The organism is Limnohabitans sp. 2KL-27 (assembly GCF_001269345.1).
Lineage (GTDB): Bacteria > Pseudomonadota > Gammaproteobacteria > Burkholderiales > Burkholderiaceae_C > Limnohabitans_A.
In genome coordinates, this window is record NZ_CXOP01000001.1 from 35,915 (window position 1) to 55,846 (window position 19,932).

A 19,932-nucleotide genomic window follows, 5' to 3' on the forward strand; every position below is an offset into this window, starting at 1 on the left:
CGGATGGCTTGCCCTTTTTTTGGAAGGTCAAGGAGAAGGTTCAGGCTGGTTTCTGATGAACCAAGGTGTTGGCCATTACATTCAACCGACTGCCAGAGCGCGTCAGTTCCGTCACCACACTGAAGTGGTTCAGCCCGGGCAGGTCTTCGCAAATGGGCACGGTCTTGGGACCCCAGGCTTGGTGAATCAAGCGGTTGTGGCGCAAAAATTCGGGGCTTTCATCGCCGCCCACCACCGTGTAGAGCACCCCTTTGGACGGGCGCTGCCATTTGGCCGGGCTGGCCATGCGCACATGGGCGGGCGTGATGCGCAGATCGGCTTGCACAAAGGGCGTCTTGCGCACCGGTGCCAGATCGAACAGGCCCGAGATCGACAGGCTCTTGCGCACCAGGCCCGCAGGCAAATCGCGGCCAAGCTTCTTCCAGTCGCAAGCGAGCAACATGGCCGCCAAGTGGCCACCTGCCGAATGACCGATCGCGGTGATGTTGCCGCGGTCGCCGCCATGCGCGCCAATGTGCCGCCAAACCCAGGCCGTGGCACGCGCCATTTGCAAGGCAATGTCGGGGATGGTGATGGGCTGATCGGGCGTGCCGGGGCACAGCGCGTAATTGACCACCACGACGCAAGCGCCCATGTCCCGCAGCGCCGGGGCCACGAACGAGTGGTCTGATTTGTCCAGGCTGCGCCAGTAGCCACCATGGATGAAGACCACCACAGGTGCGTTGGCTTTGGCCGCAGGAAAGATGTCCAGCGTTTCATTGGGGCCGTCGCCATAGGGCACATCCAGCTGGGGTTGGAGCGTGTCGCGGGCTTGAGCCGAGGCGTTTTTCCAGTGCTCGAAGTGGTCCGCAAAATCAGGCACAAGGGCCCGGTTGTTGTACATGCGGTCGTACCAGGCGGCGTCTTGGGTGGGCATGGGTGTCTCCTTTTAAATTTTCATTTCCAGGCGCAGCTGGATGTTGCGCCAGTTGCGATCGGTGGTGCGGGCTGTTTCCTGTTGCGCGCCCGTGTTGAATGTGCTGGCGGTCTCGTAGTCACGCGGCAGCAAGTTGCTGAGGGTCAAACGCAAGGCGGTCGCTGCCGAATAACGCCACTGGCCGTACACATCCACCACACGCTTGATGCCTTGGTAGGACCATTGCTCTTGGCTGCGCCGCGTGTCGTAATCCGGGTTCCAGTTCAGGTTGCCGCCCAAAGTCAGCGGCATGCCGCGAAGCCGGTAATCGGCCCCGAGGTTGGCGGTCATGCTGGGCTGTTGGTCAAGTCGGTTGTCGGGGCCAGGCACATCCTTGACCTTGGAGCGGAAAAAGCTGACGTTGCTGCGGATGTCCACGGGCCAGGCCCCAACCCAGACCTGATTCAGCCGGAACTTGGCCTCGAGCTCCACCCCTTGGGTGACAGCATCGCCGACGTTTTGGGGTGAGGAGACGCAGCGAGCGCCGCCGCTCACACAGGTGGTGGTGGTTTGGTAACGGATCAGGTCTTGAATGTTGCGGCGGAACACATTGGCGCTGAGCACGCCGCCGCCATCCAGATAACGCTCAAACCCCAGGTCAATGCCGGTGGCCAACTCGGGCTTCAGGTCCGGGTTGCCCACACGGTCGGGCTGGGTCGGCACGTTGTTGCCCGTTATGGGGTAATCACGCGAGTAACGCAGCGGGGCCACCATGTTGTAGAGCGTGGGCGTCTTGTAGCTGCGCGTGAGGCTCATGCGCACCTGGTCTCGCTTGGCCGGATCAGGTTTCCATAAGGCGTGCAGCAAAGGCGTCATCACCTGGCTTTGGTTGCGCTTGAGTTCCTCGCTGACTTGTCCTTGGGTCAGGATGCTCTCGTAGCGAACACCGACGTAGGCCGACCAATTCGGATTGATCTTGAATTCATCTTGGGTATAAGCCGCCCAACGGGTCGTGCGGGCCTTCAGGTTGCCACTCTCGTCACCCGCGCCTGCGCTGGCTTCTTCGACACGGCGCACGCCTTCGTGCTCCAAACCACTGACCCACTGATGGCCGTTGTCCAGCACCCGGGTCCACTTGGCGTTCAAACTGGTGTTGCGGTCAGTGAAGCGTTGCTCATCGAGCGCGTTGGACAGCAGGGCAGGCGTGCTGCTGATCTGGGGGGTCTGGGTGATGTGCTGGTTGTACTTGGCCTGGCCTAAACCAAAACGCACTTCCAGCCGGTCATCGGCCGACAAGCGCTGACCCCACTGCCCGTTCAAGCGGGCCGCCGCGTAACGGCTGTGGTTGTCAGTCAAGGCCGTGTCGGTGATGTTGGCATCCGCCAGACGCCGAGCATCGATGCGGCCAAAGGCCGCGTATTCGGAGTAAATCAAAAACGGCGTGATGGTCAGGGTTTTGCCCTGCTCACCTTTCCATTGCAAACGGGCATTGGCGTGCACCCCTTTGCGGCGGCCCGAAGACTCGGACCAACGCACCTGGTCATCGCGGTAATCCGAATCGATCACCGTCACGCTTTCATCTGGTCGCTGGTTGTCCATGGCCGACAGCGTGAAGGTGCCGCTCATGGGCGCGGTGTTCAAATTGCGCACCCAATTCAAGATGCTGGAGCCCTCACCGTGCTCTTGGCTGCGGGTGACCTTCAAATCGTCCAGTGCGGCCTTTCGGCCCTCACGCAGCACGATGTTGATGGTGCCCGCAATCGCCCGCGCACCGGTTTCGGCGGTCGGTGCACGCAAAATTTCAATGCGCTCCACCTGCTCAGGGGTCAACGAATCCACCGAAAAACCGGGCGGTATGCGCTCACCGTCCAGCAAAATTTGGGTGTAACCACCGCCCAAACCGCGCATGCGAATGGCCCCGCCGCGCCCGGGAGTGCCCTGCACGGTCACGCCCGGCAAACGCTTGAGCACATCGCCCAGGGTGGCGTCGCCTTGTTTCTCGATCTCTTCACGGCCAATCACGATTTTCGAGGCCGTGGACTCTTGCCGCGCTTCGGTGTCGCTGTTGCGGGTGCCTCGAATCTCAACCTGACCCAGATCGGTGGCCGCAGGGGGCGCGGATGAGGCCTGGGCCTGGGCCTGGGCAACGCCCGGCGCAGACAACACCATCAGTGCCGATGCCACAAACCCCTGCGAGACGACAGACCAGAGTCCGGTCAGAGGCTGGTGAACAACAGGGAATGGAGGTGTGCAACAGGTATCACGCATGGAGGCATTTTGACAGCCTCACATGACGCCCGTTTGTCGAGCCGGCAAAGACCGGGACAACCGCCTGATCAATCTGCGGGTGCTGACTCGCCGGACTTGAACAAAGCCGCCACCTTGCGCTTGGGCTTGATGTTGGCAGAAATCGACGAACGGACCGTTTTGGGGCCACTGGGCTCCCAACTGGGGGCTGCGTCGGTGGCGGCTGGCTCGTAAGGCTTTTGGAAAAACGGATCCCGGTTGATCGGCGCAGGGCGGAAACCACCACGTCGCTCGTTCGGCGCATCCAGCGCGTCGCGGGGATCCTGCTCGCGGCGGCGGCCTTCAGAAGCGCGGCCACGCGGACGGTCCTCAGCACGTGCCCCCCACTTCTCAGGCGCGGGGTCTGCAGGGGGCGTGTCCAGCTGCAAGGTTTCGACATCCAGTTTCTTCTTGATCAGCTTTTCAATGTCACCCACCAAGCGGTTGTCCGAAGGGCTGACCAAGGTCACGGCCAAACCTGAGGCCCCGGCGCGGCCTGTGCGGCCAATGCGGTGCACATAGTCTTCAGCGTTGAAAGGCACATCGAAATTGAACACCGCAGGGACATCCTTGATGTCCAGACCGCGCGCGGCCACATCGGTGCAGACCAGCAAATCAACTTCGCCTTTTTTGAAGGCTTCCAAGGCTTTGAGGCGCTCGTCCTGGCTCTTGTCGCCGTGCAAGGCGGCAGTTCTCAAGCCTTCGCGCTCCAGCGAACGGGCCAGACGCCCGCAGCCGAGCTTGCTGTTCACAAAAATGAAGGCCTGCTTGATGCCCCGGTCGTCCAGCACCTTGCGGATCACGCGGCGCTTGTCATCGTCTTGCGCAGCGTAAAAGCGCTGCTCGACGGTCGACGCGGTTTCATTGGGGCGGGCCACCTCGATGGTGATGGGGTTTTGCAGGTAGCTGCCGGCCAAGCGCTTGATCTCGGGGGAGAAGGTGGCCGAGAACAGCAGTGTGGTGCGCTGCTTGGGCAAAAAGCTCAGGATGCGCTGCAGGTCGGGCAAAAAGCCGATGTCCAGCATGCGGTCGGCTTCGTCCAGCACCACATATTCCACTTGGTTGAGCACCGCGTTCTTGGCTTCGATGTGGTCGAGCAAACGGCCCGGTGTGGCCACCAGCACTTCCACGCCTTTTTTCAGCTCCAGCGTCTGAGGCTTCATGTCCATGCCGCCAAACACCACCGCGCTGCGCAGCTGGGTGTACTTGGCGTACAGCTTGATTTGCTGGGCCACCTGATCGGCCAGCTCGCGCGTGGGCAGCAGCACCAAGGCCCGCACCGGGTGACGGGCAGGTGAGGTGGAGGGGTTTTCGTGCTTGAGCAGGCGCTGCAGCAAAGGCAGCGAAAACGCTGCCGTTTTGCCGGTGCCCGTTTGGGCAGCGCCCATCACGTCCTGGCCCGTCAACACCACCGGAATGGCTTGGGCCTGGATAGGGGTCATGGATTCGTAGCCCATTTCGGCCACGGCTCGTGCCAGCGTGGGCGCCAGCGATAAATTGGAAAAAGAGTCGGTCATTAACCCGCTATTGTCTCATTTTGGGCTGACCACCCCGAAATCCGATTTTCGGCCTCTGGATTCCAGGCTCAGGTCTTGGGCAAGGTCACGCCCACTTGGCCCTGGTACTTGCCGCCCCGGTCTTTGTAGCTGGTCTCGCAAACCTCATCGCTCTCGAGGAACAGCACCTGCGCACAGCCTTCACCCGCATAGATCTTGGCGGGCAGCGGCGTGGTGTTGCTGAACTCCAGCGTGACATAGCCTTCCCACTCAGGCTCGAAAGGCGTCACGTTGACGATGATGCCGCAGCGGGCGTAGGTGCTTTTGCCCAGGCAAATGGTCAACACATTGCGCGGAATACGGAAGTACTCCACCGTGCGGGCCAGTGCAAAACTGTTGGGTGGAATGATGCAGACATCGCCTTCGATGTCCACAAAGCTGCGCTCGTCAAAATTCTTCGGGTCCACCACCGTGCTGTAGATGTTGGTGAACACCTTGAACTCGGGCGCGCAGCGGATGTCATAGCCATAGCTGCTGGTGCCGTAGCTCACGATTTTTTGACCTGCGGCGTTTTGGCGGACCTGTCCGGGCTCAAACGGCTCGATCATGCCGTGCTGCTCGGCCATCCGGCGGATCCATTTGTCGCTCTTGATGCTCATGGTGTGCCTTTGTATCGATCGCGCTATTTTAGGGTCTTGCCCGGGCACTCGGTCCGGACCGGTTTGTCAACGGGCGATGCGCCCCAGAACCCCTTGAACCAGGTAGTTCATGTTCAGAATCTGAGCGTCACTCAAAGTCTGGCCAGCAGGCACCACCCACTTGCCTTCGTTGTCGGTGATCGGACCGGCAAAGGGCTGCAGGCGGCCTGCCCCCACAGCTTTTTGCTTGGCCAGGATTTCGTCCTGCACGGCCTTGGGCACCTTGGGGCCAAAGTCGCCCACGCGGACCATGCCGTCCTTCACGCCGCCCCACACGTTGCCCGATTTCCACTGACCAGCCCGAGCCGCCTTGACACGGGCCGTGTAGTAGTCGCCCCACTGGTGGGTCACGGCGATGATCTGCGCATCCGGCCCCATCTTGCGCATGTCGGAGTGGTAGGCCACGGCCATCTTGCCGCGCTCTTGCGCCGCGGCCATCACGGCGGTGGAGCCGGTGTGGAACGCGATCACGTCCACATCCTGGTTGAACAAGGCCATGGCCGCTTCGCGTTCTTTGGGCGGGGCAAACCAGGCGTTGAGCCAGACCACTTTCACAGTGGCTTTGGGATTGACCGAACGCATGCCCAAAGTGAACGCGTTGATGCCCTGCAACACCTCCGGAATCGGGAAGCCCGCCACATAACCGGCCACGTTCGATTGCGTCATGCGCCCGGCCGCGATGCCCGCCAGAAAGCGGCCTTCGTAATAACGGGCGTTGGACGCGGCCACGTTGGGGGCCGTTTTGAAGCCGGTCACCGACTCAAATTTCACATTCGGGAAATCTTTGGCCACCTTGAGTGTGGGCTCCATGTAGCCAAAGCTGGGCGTGAAGATGATGTGGTGCCCCTGCTGTGCCAAATCGCGGATCACGCGTTCGGCATCCGCGCCCTCGGGCACGTCGGCCACAAAAGTGGTTTTGACCTGGTCACCCAAAGCCCGCTCGACAGCCTTGCGGCCCTCGTCGTGCTGGCGTGTCCAGCCCGCTTCGGTGATGGGCGAGACATAGACAAAACCGGCCTTGATGGGCTCGGTGGATTTGACAGTGGGTTGAGCTGAGATTTGGGCCTGAACGGCCGGAAGAAAAAAGCAGGCGGCCACGAGCGTGGCAGCGAGGTTTTTATACATGGTAGTCCTCTACATGGCCCCGGGATGGAACAAAACAAAGCCCGCCGGGGCAGCGGGCTTCGGGGGTGAATTTTAACCAGCGCGCAAAGGCATTCCATCCCGCTGTTCAAAACTTTGAAAACAAGTTGTCAGCTCGCGCAGCCAGCGGTGCTTGTCCGCCTCAGGGGCAAAGCTCGCTTCGATGCTGTTGGCGGCCAGTTGGTAGGCGTGTTGCGCATTCAGCTGCAGGTCGGCAAAGGTCTGCAGGTAGTTGTCGTTCAAGTAACCGCCAAAGTAAGCCGGGTCGTCGGAGTTGAGGGTCACGCACAGGCCGGCGTCCAGGATCTGGCCCAGGTTGTGCTCGGATAGTGTTTTGAACACGCACAGCTTGAGGTTGGACAGCGGGCAGACCGTCAGTGGCATGCGGCTGTCGGCCAGGCGCTGCATCAAACCCGCATCGTGGATGGCCTGCACCCCGTGGTCGATGCGCTCGACTTTCAGCACGTCCAGTGCGCCCCAGATGTAAGCGGGCGGACCTTCTTCGCCCGCATGGGCCACGCAGTGCAAGCCCAACTCGCGGGCACGGGCAAACACGCGCGCAAATTTCTCGGGGGGATGACCCACTTCGCTCGAATCGAGCCCCACGCCGATGAAGTGTTCGCGCCAAGGCAGCGCCGCCTCCAGGGTGGCCAATGCCTCTTCTTCAGACAGGTGGCGCAAAAAGCACAGGATCAGGTCGGCACTGATGTTCAGCCGGGTTTGCGCATCGCGGCAGGCACGGCTCAGGCCTTCGATGACCGCACCCATGGGCACACCCCGCGCCGTGTGGGTTTGCGGGTCAAAAAACAACTCGGCCCGCACCACCTGGTCGGCGGCGGCTTTTTCAAAATAGGCCCAGGCCATGTCGTAAAAATCCTGCGCATGCAGCAGCACGCTGGCCCCGGCGTAATACAGGTCCAGAAAACTTTGCAGATTGCTGAAGGCATAGGCACTGCGCAAGGCGGCCACATCGGCGTAGGGCAGCGACACACCATTGCGCTGGGCCAAGGCAAAGATCAGCTCGGGCTCCAGCGAGCCTTCGATGTGGATGTGCAGCTCGGCCTTGGGCATGACGCGCAGCAACTCGGGCAGGCGCTCTGGGTCAATGGCGTGGACTTCGAACATGGTCATTCTTGAAAAAATTGGGATCGGATGGTGGCTTCGTCGAGTCGATCAAAACAAGCGTTGTGCCGGTGGGTCAAAGGCCCATGGCCCGGCATCACTTGGCCTGCAGGGCCATAGCCCACAGCCTTGAACTTCCATTGGCCGTTGACCCACTTGAAGTTGCCGACATGCAGGCCCGACAGGTCATGCAGGGCGCAGACGTCTTCGTTGATTTTTCGAATGTGCATGCTCGCTGCTCAACAGGTTCTTCAGCGATGCTGGAAATCGCCCTGCTCCATCCACCACGACACCGCGAACCCGGCCACCAGACCCCAAAAAGCCGCGCCGATGTTGAACAAGCCAATGTCGGCCACCGTGACCAGCAAACTCACCAAGGCGCCGAGCGAGAATTTGCCCGCACCAAACGAGGCCACAAACGCGCCCTGCAACACCCGCAACATGGCCAGGCCGCCCAGCACCATGATGAACTCCTTGGGCGCGGCCAGCATCAATCCGGTGAAGGTGGGCGCCATGAGGCCGAACAACAATGCCAACACGCCAAACATCAGCGCTCCAGTGTAGTGGCGGGGCTTCTCGCCAGACGAAGAGAGCATGCCATTGGTGGGCCCGGTCAGGCAAGTGCTGACGGCGCCAACCAGTGCGCTCACGGCTGCCCCCAGCCCGCAGGCTACCGCGATCATGTTGACGGGCGGCTCGTGCCCTGCGTTTTTGAGCACGGCAACGCCCTGCCCGTTTTGCACCACCAGCACCGTGATGGCCAAGGGCACCACCAGCTCCAGCATGGCCGCCCACGACCACACTGGCGCCTGAATCACTGGCTGCGCCAAAGTCAATTGCCCCACAGCCGCGGCATCCAGCCTGCCCGACAGTGCCACCGCCAAAGCCCCCACCAGCAAAGCACCGATCACAGGCGGCAGGCGTTTGCCCCAATCGGCCCGGGCCGACAACAACACGAAGACCGCCACCATGGGCGCTGCGATGGCCATGTCGCTTTGCAGGGCCCGCACGATGTCGAGGCCAAACCGCAAAAACACCCCGGCCACCATGCCCATGACAATCGGCATGGGCAGCGCCGCCATGACGCGCTTGACCCAGCCCGTCAGGCCCAACACCAGGAGCAAAGCGCTGGTCACGCAAAAAGCGCCAATCACTTCGGCAAAACTCAGGTGCTGCAAAGCCGGTCCGACCAGCACCGTGCCGGGGATCGTCCAGCCAAACGCCAAGGGCGTGGTGTAGCGCCAAGTCATCAGCAAAGTGACCACGCCATTGATAAAAAACACGCCAAATACCCAGGACGCCAGCTCCTCGGGCGACAAACCGCCACGCGTGCCCACCGACAAAATGATGGCCACCGGCCCGGTGGCTGCAAAAATGAAACCGATCAGCGCGTTGACGGCGTAGGTGCTGCCAAAGTCCGATCGGATTTGCCGCCAGCTTCTGCGCGGGGCTGCGGGAGATTCCAGGTGTTTCAACAAAGCTTGGGCCTAGGTGGTGTGGGCAAGGGACTCAGGGTATCAAAAAAAAGCCGCCCGACTGGCATCGGGCGGCTTCGGTCGATCAGCGCCTTTTGGGCGCTAAACATCACTTGCCTGGAATCTTGCCTTCCACGCCCTTGACGTAGAACATCACGCCACCCAGGAACTTGTCGTCGGCCACAGCGTCTTTGGCCAACATTTCCTTACCGGCCTGGTCCACGATGGGGCCTTTCCAAATGGAGAAGGTACCGGCTTTCAAACCTGACTTGATCTCATCGATCTTTTTCTTGGTGTCTTCTGGCACGTCAGCGGCCACGTTGACCATCTCGATCGCGCCTTCTTTCACGCCCCACCAGCTTGTACCGGTGCTCCACTTGCCTTCCAGAGCTTCACCCACGGCCTTGACGTAGTAAGGGCCCCAGTTGATCACGGCCGAACCCAAATGGGCCTTGGGGCCGTAGGCGGTCATGTCGGAATCCCAACCGAAGGCACGCTTGCCCATTTTCTCGGCGGTCTGCAGCACAGCCGACGAATCGGTGTTTTGCATCAGCACGTCCGCGCCACCGTTGATGAGCGAGGTGGCGGCTTCGGTTTCTTTCGGTGGGTTGAACCACTCGTTGACCCAGACCACCTTGGTCTTGATCTTGGGGTTGACCGACTGCGCGCCCATGGTGAAGCTGTTGATGTTGCGCACCACTTCAGGGATTGGGATCGAAGCCACCACGCCCAGCGTGTTGGTCTTGGTCATCTTGCCCGCGATCACACCAGCCATGTAAGCGCCTTCGTAGGTGCGGCTGTCATACGTGCGCATGTTTTCGGCGGTTTTGTAGCCGGTGGCGTGCTCGAACTTCACACCCTTGTTGTCGGCAGCCACCTTGAGCATGGGCTCCATGTAACCGAAAGTGGTGCCAAAAATCAGTTTGTTGCCTTGGGCGGCCATGTCGCGGATCACGCGCTCAGCGTCAGCGCTTTCTGGCACTTTTTCGACAAAGGTGGTGACCACTTTGTCGCCGAAGGCTTTTTCGATCTCCTTGCGGCCGTTGTCGTGGGCAAAGGTCCAGCCGCCATCGCCGACAGGGCCCACATAGGCAAACGCGATCTTCAGGGGCTCGGCCTTGGCCGCAGCGGGAGCGGCCGCCTTGGCGGCTTCTTCTTTTTTGCCACAACCGACCAATGCGGCGGCGGCCACAGCGGTCAGGGCCACCATCTTGACGATGGAGCGCTTGGAGATGTCTGTCATGTCAGGTCCTTTTGAACAGGGTTACAGGGGTTGGAAAAAAAGCAATTATGAACCGGGATAAAAGGGCTTGCCCAGTGAGGCCGGCATGTTCACGCGAATCCAGGTCGGGTTGCGCGAGATCAAAGCCAGCACCACGATGGTGGCGATGTAGGGCAGCGCCGTGAGCAACTGGCTGGGCACTTGCACGCCCACACCTTGCAAATGGAACTGCAGCATGGTCACTCCGCCAAACAGGTAAGCACCCAGCAAGACCCGTGCCGGACGCCAGGTGGCAAACGTGGTCAGCGCCAAGGCGATCCAGCCCTTGCCCGCCACCATGCCTTCGACCCACAGCGGGGTGTAGATCACCGAGATGTAGGCGCCGGCCAAGCCGCACAAAGCGCCGCCGGCCACCACCGCCGCCAATCGGATGCGGCGCACCGGGTAGCCCAAAGCGTGGGCCGAAGCGGGCGATTCGCCCACCGCCCGCAGCACCAAACCGGTGCGGCTTTTGTACAGGAACCAAATCAGGGCCAACACCAGCGCCACCGCCCCATAAACGAGCGGGTGCTGCTTGAACAGGGCGGGGCCCACCAGCGGAATATCGGCCAAATAGGGCACCGCAAAATGAGGCCGGTCCGGTAGTTTTTCTTTCACATAGCCAATGCCCACAAAGGCTGAGAAGCCCACACCGAACAGACTCAAGGCCAGACCCGTGGCGTATTGGTTGGTACCCAGCCAAATGACCAACACCCCAAAAAGAGCCGCCAAGACCGCGCCTGCGCCCATGCCCGCCGCAAAGCCCAGCCAGTCATTGCCGGTGTGCACCACACAGGCGAAGCCCGCGATGGCGGCGCACAGCATCAGGCCCTCGGCGCCCAGGTTCACCACGCCGGCTTTTTCGTTGATCAGCAAACCCAAGGCGGCAATGGCCAGCACCGTTCCCGCGTTCAAAGTGGCAGCGATCAGCAATGCATAGGACTCCATCACACACTCCCTTTTTTGGAGGCCACCCAGCGCAGGCGATAAGCCACCAGCGTGTCACACGCCAACAAGCAAAACAACAGCAAGCCCTGGAACACGCCCGTGATCGACTTGGGCAGGCCCAGGCGAGATTGCGCCAGCTCGCCGCCGATGTAGAACATGCTCATCAGCACCGCCGACAACACCATGCCCGCCGGGTGCAAGCGCCCGACAAAGGCCACGATGATGGCGGCAAAACCATAGCCCGCAGGCACATAGGGCGTGAGCTGCCCAATGGGCCCCGCCACCTCCAATGCGCCGGCCAAACCTGCCGCACCGCCCGAGACCATGAGTGCCACCCACAGCGCCTTGCGCGAAGAAAACCCTGCGTACCGGGCCGCATCGGGCGCCAAGCCGCCCACCTGCTGGGCAAAGCCCGCACGCGTGCGAAACAGAAACACCCAAAGCAAGCCTGCACCGACCAGCGCCAGCAACAAGCCCACACTCACGCGCGAGCCGTCCATCAAACGCGGAATTTGGGTGACCGCTTCAAAGGTTTTGGACTGCGGGAAATTGAAGCCCGCCGGGTCTTTCCAGGGGCCATAAACCAGGTAGCTGAGCACCATGTCGGCCACATAGACCAGCATCAAACTGACCAAGATCTCACTGGCATTGAAACGGTCGCGCAGCAGCGCTGTGATGCCCGCCCACACCATGCCGCCCAGCATGCCCGCCAGCAGCACAGCCAGCACGATCCAGCGGCCCGTGTCTTTGTCGGCCAGCAGGGCCACGCCCGCGGCACACACCGCGCCGATGACAAATTGCCCCTCGGCCCCAATGTTCCACACATTGGACCGAAAGCACACCGACAGGCCCAAAGCGATCACCAAAAGCGGCGTCGCCTTGACCATCAACTCGCCCAAGGCGTAGCTGGTTTTGACCGGCTCCCAAAAGAACATCTGTAAGCCACGCACAGGGTCTTTGCCCAGCGCCATGAACAGGGCCACGCCCAGCAGCACCGTGAGCACCAGCGCCAACACCGGCGAGGCATAGGTCCACAGGCCAGACGCCTGGGGACGGGCTTCAAGCCGCAGCATGTTGCGCTCCTTCTTGTGCGGGTCGCGCCGAAACCGCGGCATCGGGCCACAAGCCACTCATCCACTCGCCAATGCGCTCCACCGTGGCCTCGGTTCTCGCCACGGAAGGCGACAAGCGCCCTTTGGCGATCACATGCAAACGGTCGGACAATTCGAACAATTCTTCCAACTCCTCACTCACCACCAGCACCGCACAACCGGCGTCGCGCAAGGCCAAAATTTCGCCACGAATCTGCGCCGCCGCCCCCACGTCCACACCCCAGGTGGGTTGCGAGACGATGAGCAACTTCGGCGAAGCGCTGATCTCGCGCCCCACGATGAACTTTTGCAAATTGCCGCCCGACAAGGACTGCGCGGGGGCATCGGGGCCGGAGGCCTTGACCTTGAAGCGCTCAATGACGCTGCGCGCCTGATTGGCCAACACCCCCATGCGCAACCACCCCCACGCGCCCAGCGCCTCGCTGCGCGTGAGCAGCAGGTTTTGAGACAGGCTGAGCGAGGGCACCGCCCCCCGGCCCAGGCGCTCCTCGGGCACAAAGTGCAAGCCCATTTGCCTGCGCGGCACCGGCCCCAAAGCGGCCACGGGCTGACCGGCCAAACGCACACTGGCCGCGCCGCACTGCACGCCTGCCCGGGTGTCTTCCCCCGACAAGGCCCACATCAATTCCTTTTGGCCATTGCCCGACACCCCGGCCAGGCCCACCACTTCGCCAGCGCGCACTTGCAAGTGGATGTCCTCCAGGTCCACGCCAAAAGGGTCTTGGCGCGACAGGCTCAGGGCGTGGACCGACAGCACCACCTCGCCCGGCGCACGCGTCACATGCGCCAATGCCGGTGGCTCGGCCCCGATCATCAGGCGGCTCAGGCTGGCATTGGTTTGCTCACGCGGGTCGCAGACGCCCGTGAGCTTGCCGCCGCGCAGCACCGTGCAGGCGCTGCACAGCGCCCGGATTTCGTGCAGCTTGTGCGAGATGTACAAAATACTGACGCCCTGACTGACCAATTTGTGCAGCACCACAAACAGTTTTTCGACCGCTTGCGGCGTGAGCACCGAAGTCGGCTCGTCCAGGATCAGCAGTTGCGGCTCTGACAACAAAGCCCGGATGATTTCCACCCGCTGCATTTCCCCCACACTCAGGGTGTGCACGGGGCGGGCAGCTTCAATGTCCAGGCCATATTCAGTGGCCTTGGCCTCGATGCGTCGGGTCACTTCGGCCAGGCTCAGCGTCTTGTCCAGCCCCAGCCAGACGTTTTCAGCCACCGTGAGCGTGTCGAACAGGCTGAAATGCTGGAACACCATGCTGATGCCCAGCTTGCGCGCTTCTTGCGGGTTGCGGATGGTGACCGCTTGGCCCTTGAAGAACACCTGGCCTTCATCGGGTTTGACCGAGCCGTAGATGATTTTCATCAAGGTGGACTTGCCTGCGCCGTTTTCACCCAGCACGGCGTGGGCCTGGCCGGGCATCACGGTCAGCGACACAGCCTGGTTGGCCACCACGCCCGGGTAGCGTTTGGTGATGCCTTGCAAAGACAAGAGGGGTGTGGTCATGTCGGGTGCGGTGGAGGATCTGGAGAAGTCTCATGCAAAGTCCGTGCCTCAAGCGCTGAGCCGACCCTTGCAAGCGAAGAGATTGCCGCACAATGTACCACTCCCAACACGCCCGTTTTCCGGGTGTTTATCCCCGTATTCACCCCCTTCTGACCCATGCGCCACGCCCCCCATCTGACCGAATGCCAAGGTTGGCGAGCCAGCTTGCTGTGGTTCGCCGAGCCGACCACGCCGAAGGCCCACTACGAAACCGACGGCCTGCTGGTGACCGCACGCGAAGCCGACGGCATCGTGCGCATTCAGGCCATCGGTCCCTACCGCGATTTGGCCCCCCCGTATCCCCAACTGCCCGTGACCCATTGGCCCGGTCGGTGCATCGCCCCCGGATTTGTCGATTTGCACATCCACTACCCCCAAACCGATGTCATCGGTTCGCCCGCCGAGGGCCTGTTGCCTTGGCTGGAGCACTACACCTTTCCACACGAAAAACAGTTTTCCGACCCCGCTTATGCCCAGGAGGTGACCACTTTCTTTCTGGATGAGTTGATGCGCCAGGGGGTGACCACCGCCCTGTGCTTTGCCACGGCACACCCCGAGTCGGTCGATGTCTTCATGGCCGAGGCACAAAAGCGCCGACTGCGCATGATCACTGGCAAGGTGCTGCAAGACCGCCACAGCCCGGATCGCCTGCGCGACACCGACACCCCCTTGAGCCTGCGCCAAACCGAGGAACTGATCCGCCGCTGGCACGGTGTGGACCGTTTGGGCTATGCCATCACACCGCGCTTTGCCCCCACCAGCAGCCCGGCGCAGCTGCACGGCGCAGGCGAGATCGCGCAGCAGTTCCCCGATGTCTGGGTTCAGTCGCATGTGGCCGAAAACCTGGACGAGATCCGCTGGGTGCACGAACTCTTTCCCGAGGCACGCAGTTATCTGGATGTTTACGACCGTGCAGGCCTGCTGCGCCAGCGCTCGGTGTATGCACACTGCATCCACCTCGACGACACCGATCGCCGGCGCATGGCCGAAGTGGGCGCCAGCGCTGCGGTGAGCCCCACCAGCAACCTGTTTTTGGGCAGCGGCTTTTTTGACTATCCCGCATCCGACGCCGCAGGCCTGCGCTATGGCCTGGCCAGCGATGTGGGGGGCGGCACCAGCTTCAGTCCTTTTCACACCATGCACGCGGCCTACACGGTGGCCCGCCAGAGCGTGGGCCGTGCCGGCATCAGCCTGTCGCCCGAACATCTGTGGTGGCAACACACGGCAGGGGCTGCCGCAGCACTCGACCTGAACGGCCAAGTGGGCAATCTGCTGCCCGGGTGCGAAGCCGATTTTGTGGTGCTCAACCCCCAGGCCACCCCCCTGCTGGCGCGACGCACCGCGCAAACCGAGACCCTGGCCGAATGGCTGTTCGCCATGGTCGTGTTGGGCGATGAGCGGCTGATTGCGCAAACGGTCGTTCAAGGCCAACCAGTCAATGACAATCGGGCATGACCGGCGAGAACGAACACCCCATCATCGACCCCTACCAGGCCCAGCGCGCTTCCGTGCGCCGGGGCATCGCCCAATTCCAGGAGCGCCTCAAGGCAGCGGGCCACGACTTCAGGGAGCCGCCCCCGGAACCCACCTCCTGCTGCGGTCGCGGCTGTAACGGTTGCGTGTGGGAAAGCTACGACGCTGCGCTGATGTTCTGGTACGAAGACGCGGGGATTTTGCTGGCGGGTTAATGCTCACAACCCGCCTCAATTCAAATGCTTTGCGGCCTCCCTGCGCGTGAGGCCCGACAGTTGCTCGGCATGCCGCGACAAAAATGCCCGCACCGCTTCGGGCTGGGTGCGCGCATGGTCCCGCAGGGCCCAACCAATGGCTTTGCGGATGAAAAAGTCGGTCTCCGGCGCCAGTGTCAGCGCGTAGTGGAACAGGCGCTCCTGATCGGTCTGCTCGCGCCAGCCCAGCTGGTGCAGCATGGCCACCCGCCGCACCCACAGATGCGGGTGGCGCAAGGCAGCGTCCATGTGTTGTTGCACATCGGGCTGGCTGGTTTTGACCCTCAGGACGATGTCCCCCACCACGCCCGCCAGACCGTCCACCGTGTCCCACCAGGGGTCGGTTTGCACCCACTCCAAAATGCGCGGCAAATCGCTCACGGCCAAGCGCTTGTGGTGTTTGGCCAGCAGGTCAATGGCGGCATAACGGAACTCTCGCTCGGGCAAGCGCCACAGCGAATGGGCCAGCGCCAGCAGGTCTTCGGCCGTGCCCGTGAACTGGGGCAAGCCCTTGAGTGCCTCACGCCGTGGGCCAGCGCGAATACCCAGAAACTCGAATTGGCCCAACATGTAGGCTTTCATGGGCACGGCCTGCTGCGCATCGGCCCGCGCACGCAAAGCCATTTCGATGGGCAGGCGCCAAGGGGAGATGCGCACCATGCTCAAACCCCCATGGCCGTCAACATGTCCTGCACGCTGGTGGGGCGCACCACACGGGCCACTTCTTGACCGTCACGCAAGACCAGCAAGGTCGGCCACTGTTTGACGCGGTAACTGCGCCCCAGCGCGCGGCCGGGGCCGTCTTCGACTTTGAGGTGTTGCCATAGCGGCTGGCGGGGGGGCTGCTGGGGGGACTGCTGAGAGGGCTGCTGGGCCAGTGCCTGCGCCACCACAGGCTGAGCGGCGCGGCAGTGACCACACCAGTCGGTGCCAAATTCGAGCAAGGTCAAGCCGCGCAAAGCCTCCACCTCGGCGCGGCTGGGCGCCTCCATGGGGCTGAGGTAAGGTTGGAAGGAAGTCGGTGTCATGTCGGGCAGAACAATTGGGCAACGGTGGCGCGCAGCCATTGCAAACCAGGGTCTTTGTCAAAACGCTGGCTCCAGTGCATGGACACGGTGAAGTCGCGCAAAGGCAGATCGGGCTCGATGATGGCCAATTCGCCGGCCACCGCGAAACCTTGGGCAAAATTGTGCGGCATCAACACAGCCAGATCGCTGCTGTTCACGATGCCGGGCAAGGACAGGAAATGGCTGACCGTCAACCGCAGCCGGTGGCGCCATTGCATCAAATCCAAAATGCGCAAGGTGTCCGCATGGGTGCGCACCGCGGCAAACTCCAACTCGGCCAACAGCGCCTGCAGGGCATCAGCGCGGGCGTTCCCGCTGGCCTGTAGTTCAGACCAGCGCCGGGCCACCGGATGCCCCTGACGCATCAACACCACATAGCGGTCTGTCAGCAGGGGCTGCTGCAAGGTTTCACCCACTTCGGGCAAAAACCCGATGGCCATGTCCAACTGCCCGTTGTCCAGCGCCGCGCCGATCTTGTCATGCGCCAGCGGCATGGCTTCGAGCCGTATGCCCGGCGCCAGCCGCTGCAAGGCGAGCACCAGATCGGGCAAAAAACGGGCCTCGCCAATGTCGCTCAAGTGCACGCGCAACACGCGCGCCGAACGCAGGGGGTCAAAGACCTGCGAGGTGTTGAGCGCCTCTTCGATCGTGCCCAAAGCGCTTTGCACCGCCTGCGCCAATCGGTCAGCACGCGGCGTGGGCCGCACACCCGTGCCGCTGCGCTCGAATAAGGCATCGCCCAGCATGCTGCGCAAACGCGCCAGACCTTGGCTGGCCGCCGGTTGCGACATGCCCAATTGCCGAGCCGCCAAGCTGACACTGCGGGTGCGCCAGACCGCGTCAAACAAGCGCAGCAAATTCAGATCGAGGTCTTTGATATTCATTGAATGCATACCGTTTATTAAGAATATTTTATGAGCTTATACGTAAGATGGCCCTGTCCCGTCCCCAATCGGGCCACCACAACGCAAGGAGCGTGCTTTGGAAGTCTCATTTCACGAAGAGATCAAGGCCCTGCGCATGGGCGAAGGCGAGGTGTTTCACGGCGAAGGCATTTTGGCCATCACCAAAGGCTTGTTGCAATCGGGGGTGAGCTATGTGGGCGGCTACCAGGGCGCCCCTGTGTCGCATTTGCTGGACGTGATGGTGCAGGCCAAACCCTATATGGACGAGTTGGGCGTGCACGTGGAGGCCTGCTCCAACGAAGCGTCTGCCGCCGCCATGCTGGGCGCCTCGATCCACTACCCGATCCGCGGGGCGGTGACCTGGAAATCGATTGTGGGCACCAACGTGGCAGCCGATGCCCTGTCCAACCTGTCCTCACCGGGGGTGACCGGTGGCGTGCTGATCGTGGTGGGTGAAGACTATGGGGAAGGCGCCAGCGTGATCCAAGAGCGCACACATGCCTACGCGCTCAAATCGGGCATGTGCCTGCTCGATCCTCGCCCGGAACTGGGTCAGATGGTCAACATGGTGGAGCACGGCTTCCGGCTGTCGGAAGCGTCCAACATGCCGGTGATGATGGAGCTGCGCATCCGCGCCTGCCATGTGCGCGGCCAGTTTGTGGCCAAAGACAACCCCTCCCCCAAGCTGTCCAAAAAACACCTGCTCCAGGAGCCGGCTGGCTTCAACTACATGCGCTTGGCGCACCCGCCGGTGACCTTTGCGCAAGAAAAGCGCAAGGTCGAGCATCGCCTGCCCGCCGCACGCCAATACATCGCCGAGCATCGGCTGAACGAGCACTTTGAAGGCAGCACGCACCGACACTTGGGCCTGGTGGTGCAAGGCGGTCTGTACAACACACTGATTCGCACTTTGCAGCAGTTCGATCTGGCCGATGCATTTGGCGTGAGCAGCCTGTCGCTGCTGGTGCTGAACGTCACCTACCCGCTGGTGCCCGATGAGCTGGTGGGTTTTTGCAAGGACAAATCGGCGGTGCTGCTTCTTGAAGAAGGACAGCCCGAATACATTGAACAAGAACTGGCCCTGATGCTGCGCCGCCTTGACCTGCAGACCCCACTGCATGGCAAAGACATGCTGCCCTCGGGCGGCGAGTACACCGCCGAGGTCATGGCCATGGGGCTGCTGAAGTTTTTAGACCGCCACCACAGTGATGCGGTGCCGGCCACCACGCGCCAATGGCTGCAGGGCAATGGCGAGCGCCGCCAACAGGTGCTGGCCCAATTGGGCAGCCCCGTGCCTGCACGGCCACCGGGCATGTGCATTGGCTGCCCCGAGCGCCCGGTGTTTTCTGCGCTGAAACTGGCGCAACAAGACGTGGGGCCGGTGCACATCGCAGGCGATATTGGCTGCCACGCCCTGGCCACCTTTGAGCCGTTTTCGATGGGCCACTCCATCCTGGGCTACGGCATGAGCCTTGCCAGCCGCGCGGGCGTGTCGCCGCTCATGAAGCGGCGGGTGTTGTCTGTCATGGGCGACGGCGGGTTCTGGCACAACGGCTTGCTCACCGGTGTGCAAAGCGCTTTGTTCAACGGCGACGATGCCGTGCTGCTGATCTTCAAGAACGGCTACACCTCGGCCACCGGCACGCAGGACATCATCAACACGCCGACCGACATCGCCAAAGAACTGGCGGGCGACAAACGCCAGAGCATGGTGCACACCAACCAAACCATCGAGTCCACCTTGAAGGGCTTGGGGGTGCAATGGTTGCGCACGGTCAACACTTACGAGGTGAGCCTCATGCAGGCCACATTGACCGAGGCCTTCACCACCGAATTTCAGGGTCTGAAGGTGATCGTGGCCGAAGGCGAATGCCAGCTCGAACGCCAGCGCCGCATCAAACCCTGGCTGGCCTCGCTGCTGTCCAAAGGCAAGCGGGTTGAGCGCGTGAAATACGGCGTGGACGAAGACGTGTGCAATGGCGACCACGCCTGCATTCGCCTCTCGGGCTGTCCCACCCTGACCCTCAAAGACAACCCTGACCCGCTCAAGGTGGACCCGGTGGCCACCGTGATCGACGGCTGTGTGGGCTGCGGCCTGTGCGGCGAAAACGCCCACGCAGCCACCCTGTGCCCCTCCTTTTACCGCGCCGAAGTGGTGCAAAACCCCAAGTGGCACGAACGCCTGTGGGCCCGCTGGCAAGGCCTGGCCACGCGCTGGCTGCAACCGGCTTGACCGACACACCGAGAC

Annotated in this window: 18 protein-coding genes; 3 read left to right on the plus strand and 15 right to left on the minus strand. The window is 62.2% G+C overall.

The window, feature by feature from the left end; translation table 11 throughout:
- Positions 1 to 40 precede the first annotated feature (40 nt).
- The 12 genes from LHAB_RS00170 to LHAB_RS00225 form a co-directional block, all read right to left on the minus strand.
- The gene (locus LHAB_RS00170; RefSeq protein WP_090043378.1) at positions 41 to 916 is read right to left on the minus strand and encodes an alpha/beta hydrolase; all 876 of its coding nucleotides are present in this window, start codon (positions 914 to 916) and stop codon (positions 41 to 43) included.
- Between the two features lie 12 nt (positions 917 to 928).
- Positions 929 to 3,079: a TonB-dependent receptor plug domain-containing protein gene (locus tag LHAB_RS00175; protein WP_228763291.1), complete on the minus strand. Its 2,151-nt coding sequence runs from the start codon at positions 3,077 to 3,079 to the stop codon at positions 929 to 931.
- Positions 3,080 to 3,231: 152 nt separating this feature from the next.
- On the minus strand, positions 3,232 to 4,698 hold the full coding sequence (locus tag LHAB_RS00180; protein WP_090043380.1) for a DEAD/DEAH box helicase: 1,467 nt from the start codon (positions 4,696 to 4,698) through the stop codon (positions 3,232 to 3,234).
- Between the two features lie 68 nt (positions 4,699 to 4,766).
- Entirely contained in the window at positions 4,767 to 5,336 is a 570-nt protein-coding gene (dcd, locus tag LHAB_RS00185) for a dCTP deaminase (RefSeq protein WP_090043381.1), read from the minus strand.
- 66 nt (positions 5,337 to 5,402) lie between these two features.
- A complete protein-coding gene (locus tag LHAB_RS00190) occupies positions 5,403 to 6,500 on the minus strand; it encodes a BMP family ABC transporter substrate-binding protein (protein WP_090043382.1) in 1,098 nt (365 codons plus the stop codon).
- A 72-nt stretch (positions 6,501 to 6,572) separates the two neighbouring features.
- On the minus strand, positions 6,573 to 7,643 hold the full coding sequence (locus LHAB_RS00195) for an adenosine deaminase (protein ID WP_090043813.1): 1,071 nt from the start codon (positions 7,641 to 7,643) through the stop codon (positions 6,573 to 6,575).
- A gap of 2 nt (positions 7,644 to 7,645) precedes the next feature.
- On the minus strand, positions 7,646 to 7,870 hold the full coding sequence (locus LHAB_RS00200) for a hypothetical protein (RefSeq protein WP_090043383.1): 225 nt from the start codon (positions 7,868 to 7,870) through the stop codon (positions 7,646 to 7,648).
- A 21-nt stretch (positions 7,871 to 7,891) separates the two neighbouring features.
- A complete protein-coding gene (locus LHAB_RS00205; protein WP_090043384.1) occupies positions 7,892 to 9,118 on the minus strand; it encodes a benzoate/H(+) symporter BenE family transporter in 1,227 nt (408 codons plus the stop codon).
- A gap of 106 nt (positions 9,119 to 9,224) precedes the next feature.
- Positions 9,225 to 10,358: a BMP family ABC transporter substrate-binding protein gene (locus LHAB_RS00210; RefSeq protein ID WP_090043385.1), complete on the minus strand. Its 1,134-nt coding sequence runs from the start codon at positions 10,356 to 10,358 to the stop codon at positions 9,225 to 9,227.
- A 45-nt stretch (positions 10,359 to 10,403) separates the two neighbouring features.
- Positions 10,404 to 11,324, minus strand: coding sequence for an ABC transporter permease (locus LHAB_RS00215; protein ID WP_090043386.1), 921 nt, complete (start codon positions 11,322 to 11,324; stop codon positions 10,404 to 10,406).
- Positions 11,324 to 12,397 carry an ABC transporter permease gene (locus tag LHAB_RS00220; RefSeq protein ID WP_090043387.1) on the minus strand — a complete coding sequence of 358 codons (1,074 nt, stop codon included), beginning with the start codon at positions 12,395 to 12,397 and terminating at the stop codon, positions 11,324 to 11,326. The genes LHAB_RS00215 and LHAB_RS00220 overlap by 1 nt, the downstream gene beginning before the upstream one ends.
- Positions 12,384 to 13,946, minus strand: coding sequence for an ABC transporter ATP-binding protein (locus LHAB_RS00225; RefSeq protein WP_090043388.1), 1,563 nt, complete (start codon positions 13,944 to 13,946; stop codon positions 12,384 to 12,386). The genes LHAB_RS00220 and LHAB_RS00225 overlap by 14 nt, the downstream gene beginning before the upstream one ends.
- A 156-nt stretch (positions 13,947 to 14,102) precedes the next feature.
- On the opposite strand from LHAB_RS00225, the gene guaD reads away from it, so the two are divergent.
- Complete coding sequence (gene guaD / locus LHAB_RS00230) at positions 14,103 to 15,440, plus strand: guanine deaminase (RefSeq protein WP_090043389.1); 1,338 nt, start codon at positions 14,103 to 14,105, stop codon at positions 15,438 to 15,440.
- Positions 15,437 to 15,673 carry an oxidoreductase-like domain-containing protein gene (locus LHAB_RS00235; RefSeq protein ID WP_090043390.1) on the plus strand — a complete coding sequence of 79 codons (237 nt, stop codon included), beginning with the start codon at positions 15,437 to 15,439 and terminating at the stop codon, positions 15,671 to 15,673. Before guaD ends, LHAB_RS00235 begins: the two co-directional genes overlap by 4 nt.
- Before the next feature lie 15 nt (positions 15,674 to 15,688).
- Here LHAB_RS00235 and LHAB_RS00240 read toward each other — a convergent pair whose 3' ends face one another.
- From LHAB_RS00240 to LHAB_RS00250, 3 genes are read right to left on the minus strand one after another with little or no spacing between them, the layout of a single operon-like run.
- The gene (locus tag LHAB_RS00240; RefSeq protein ID WP_090043391.1) at positions 15,689 to 16,372 is read right to left on the minus strand and encodes a DNA alkylation repair protein; all 684 of its coding nucleotides are present in this window, start codon (positions 16,370 to 16,372) and stop codon (positions 15,689 to 15,691) included.
- A 2-nt stretch (positions 16,373 to 16,374) separates the two neighbouring features.
- Positions 16,375 to 16,740 (minus strand): thioredoxin family protein, encoded by a 366-nt coding sequence (locus LHAB_RS00245; protein WP_090043392.1) that lies wholly within the window; start codon positions 16,738 to 16,740, stop codon positions 16,375 to 16,377.
- Positions 16,737 to 17,663, minus strand: a complete 927-nt coding sequence (locus LHAB_RS00250; protein WP_194943030.1) for a LysR family transcriptional regulator — start codon at positions 17,661 to 17,663, stop codon at positions 16,737 to 16,739. The genes LHAB_RS00245 and LHAB_RS00250 overlap by 4 nt, the downstream gene beginning before the upstream one ends.
- A 97-nt stretch (positions 17,664 to 17,760) precedes the next feature.
- On the opposite strand from LHAB_RS00250, the gene LHAB_RS00255 reads away from it, so the two are divergent.
- Complete coding sequence (locus LHAB_RS00255) at positions 17,761 to 19,917, plus strand: thiamine pyrophosphate-dependent enzyme (protein WP_090043394.1); 2,157 nt, start codon at positions 17,761 to 17,763, stop codon at positions 19,915 to 19,917.
- Positions 19,918 to 19,932 lie beyond the last annotated feature (15 nt).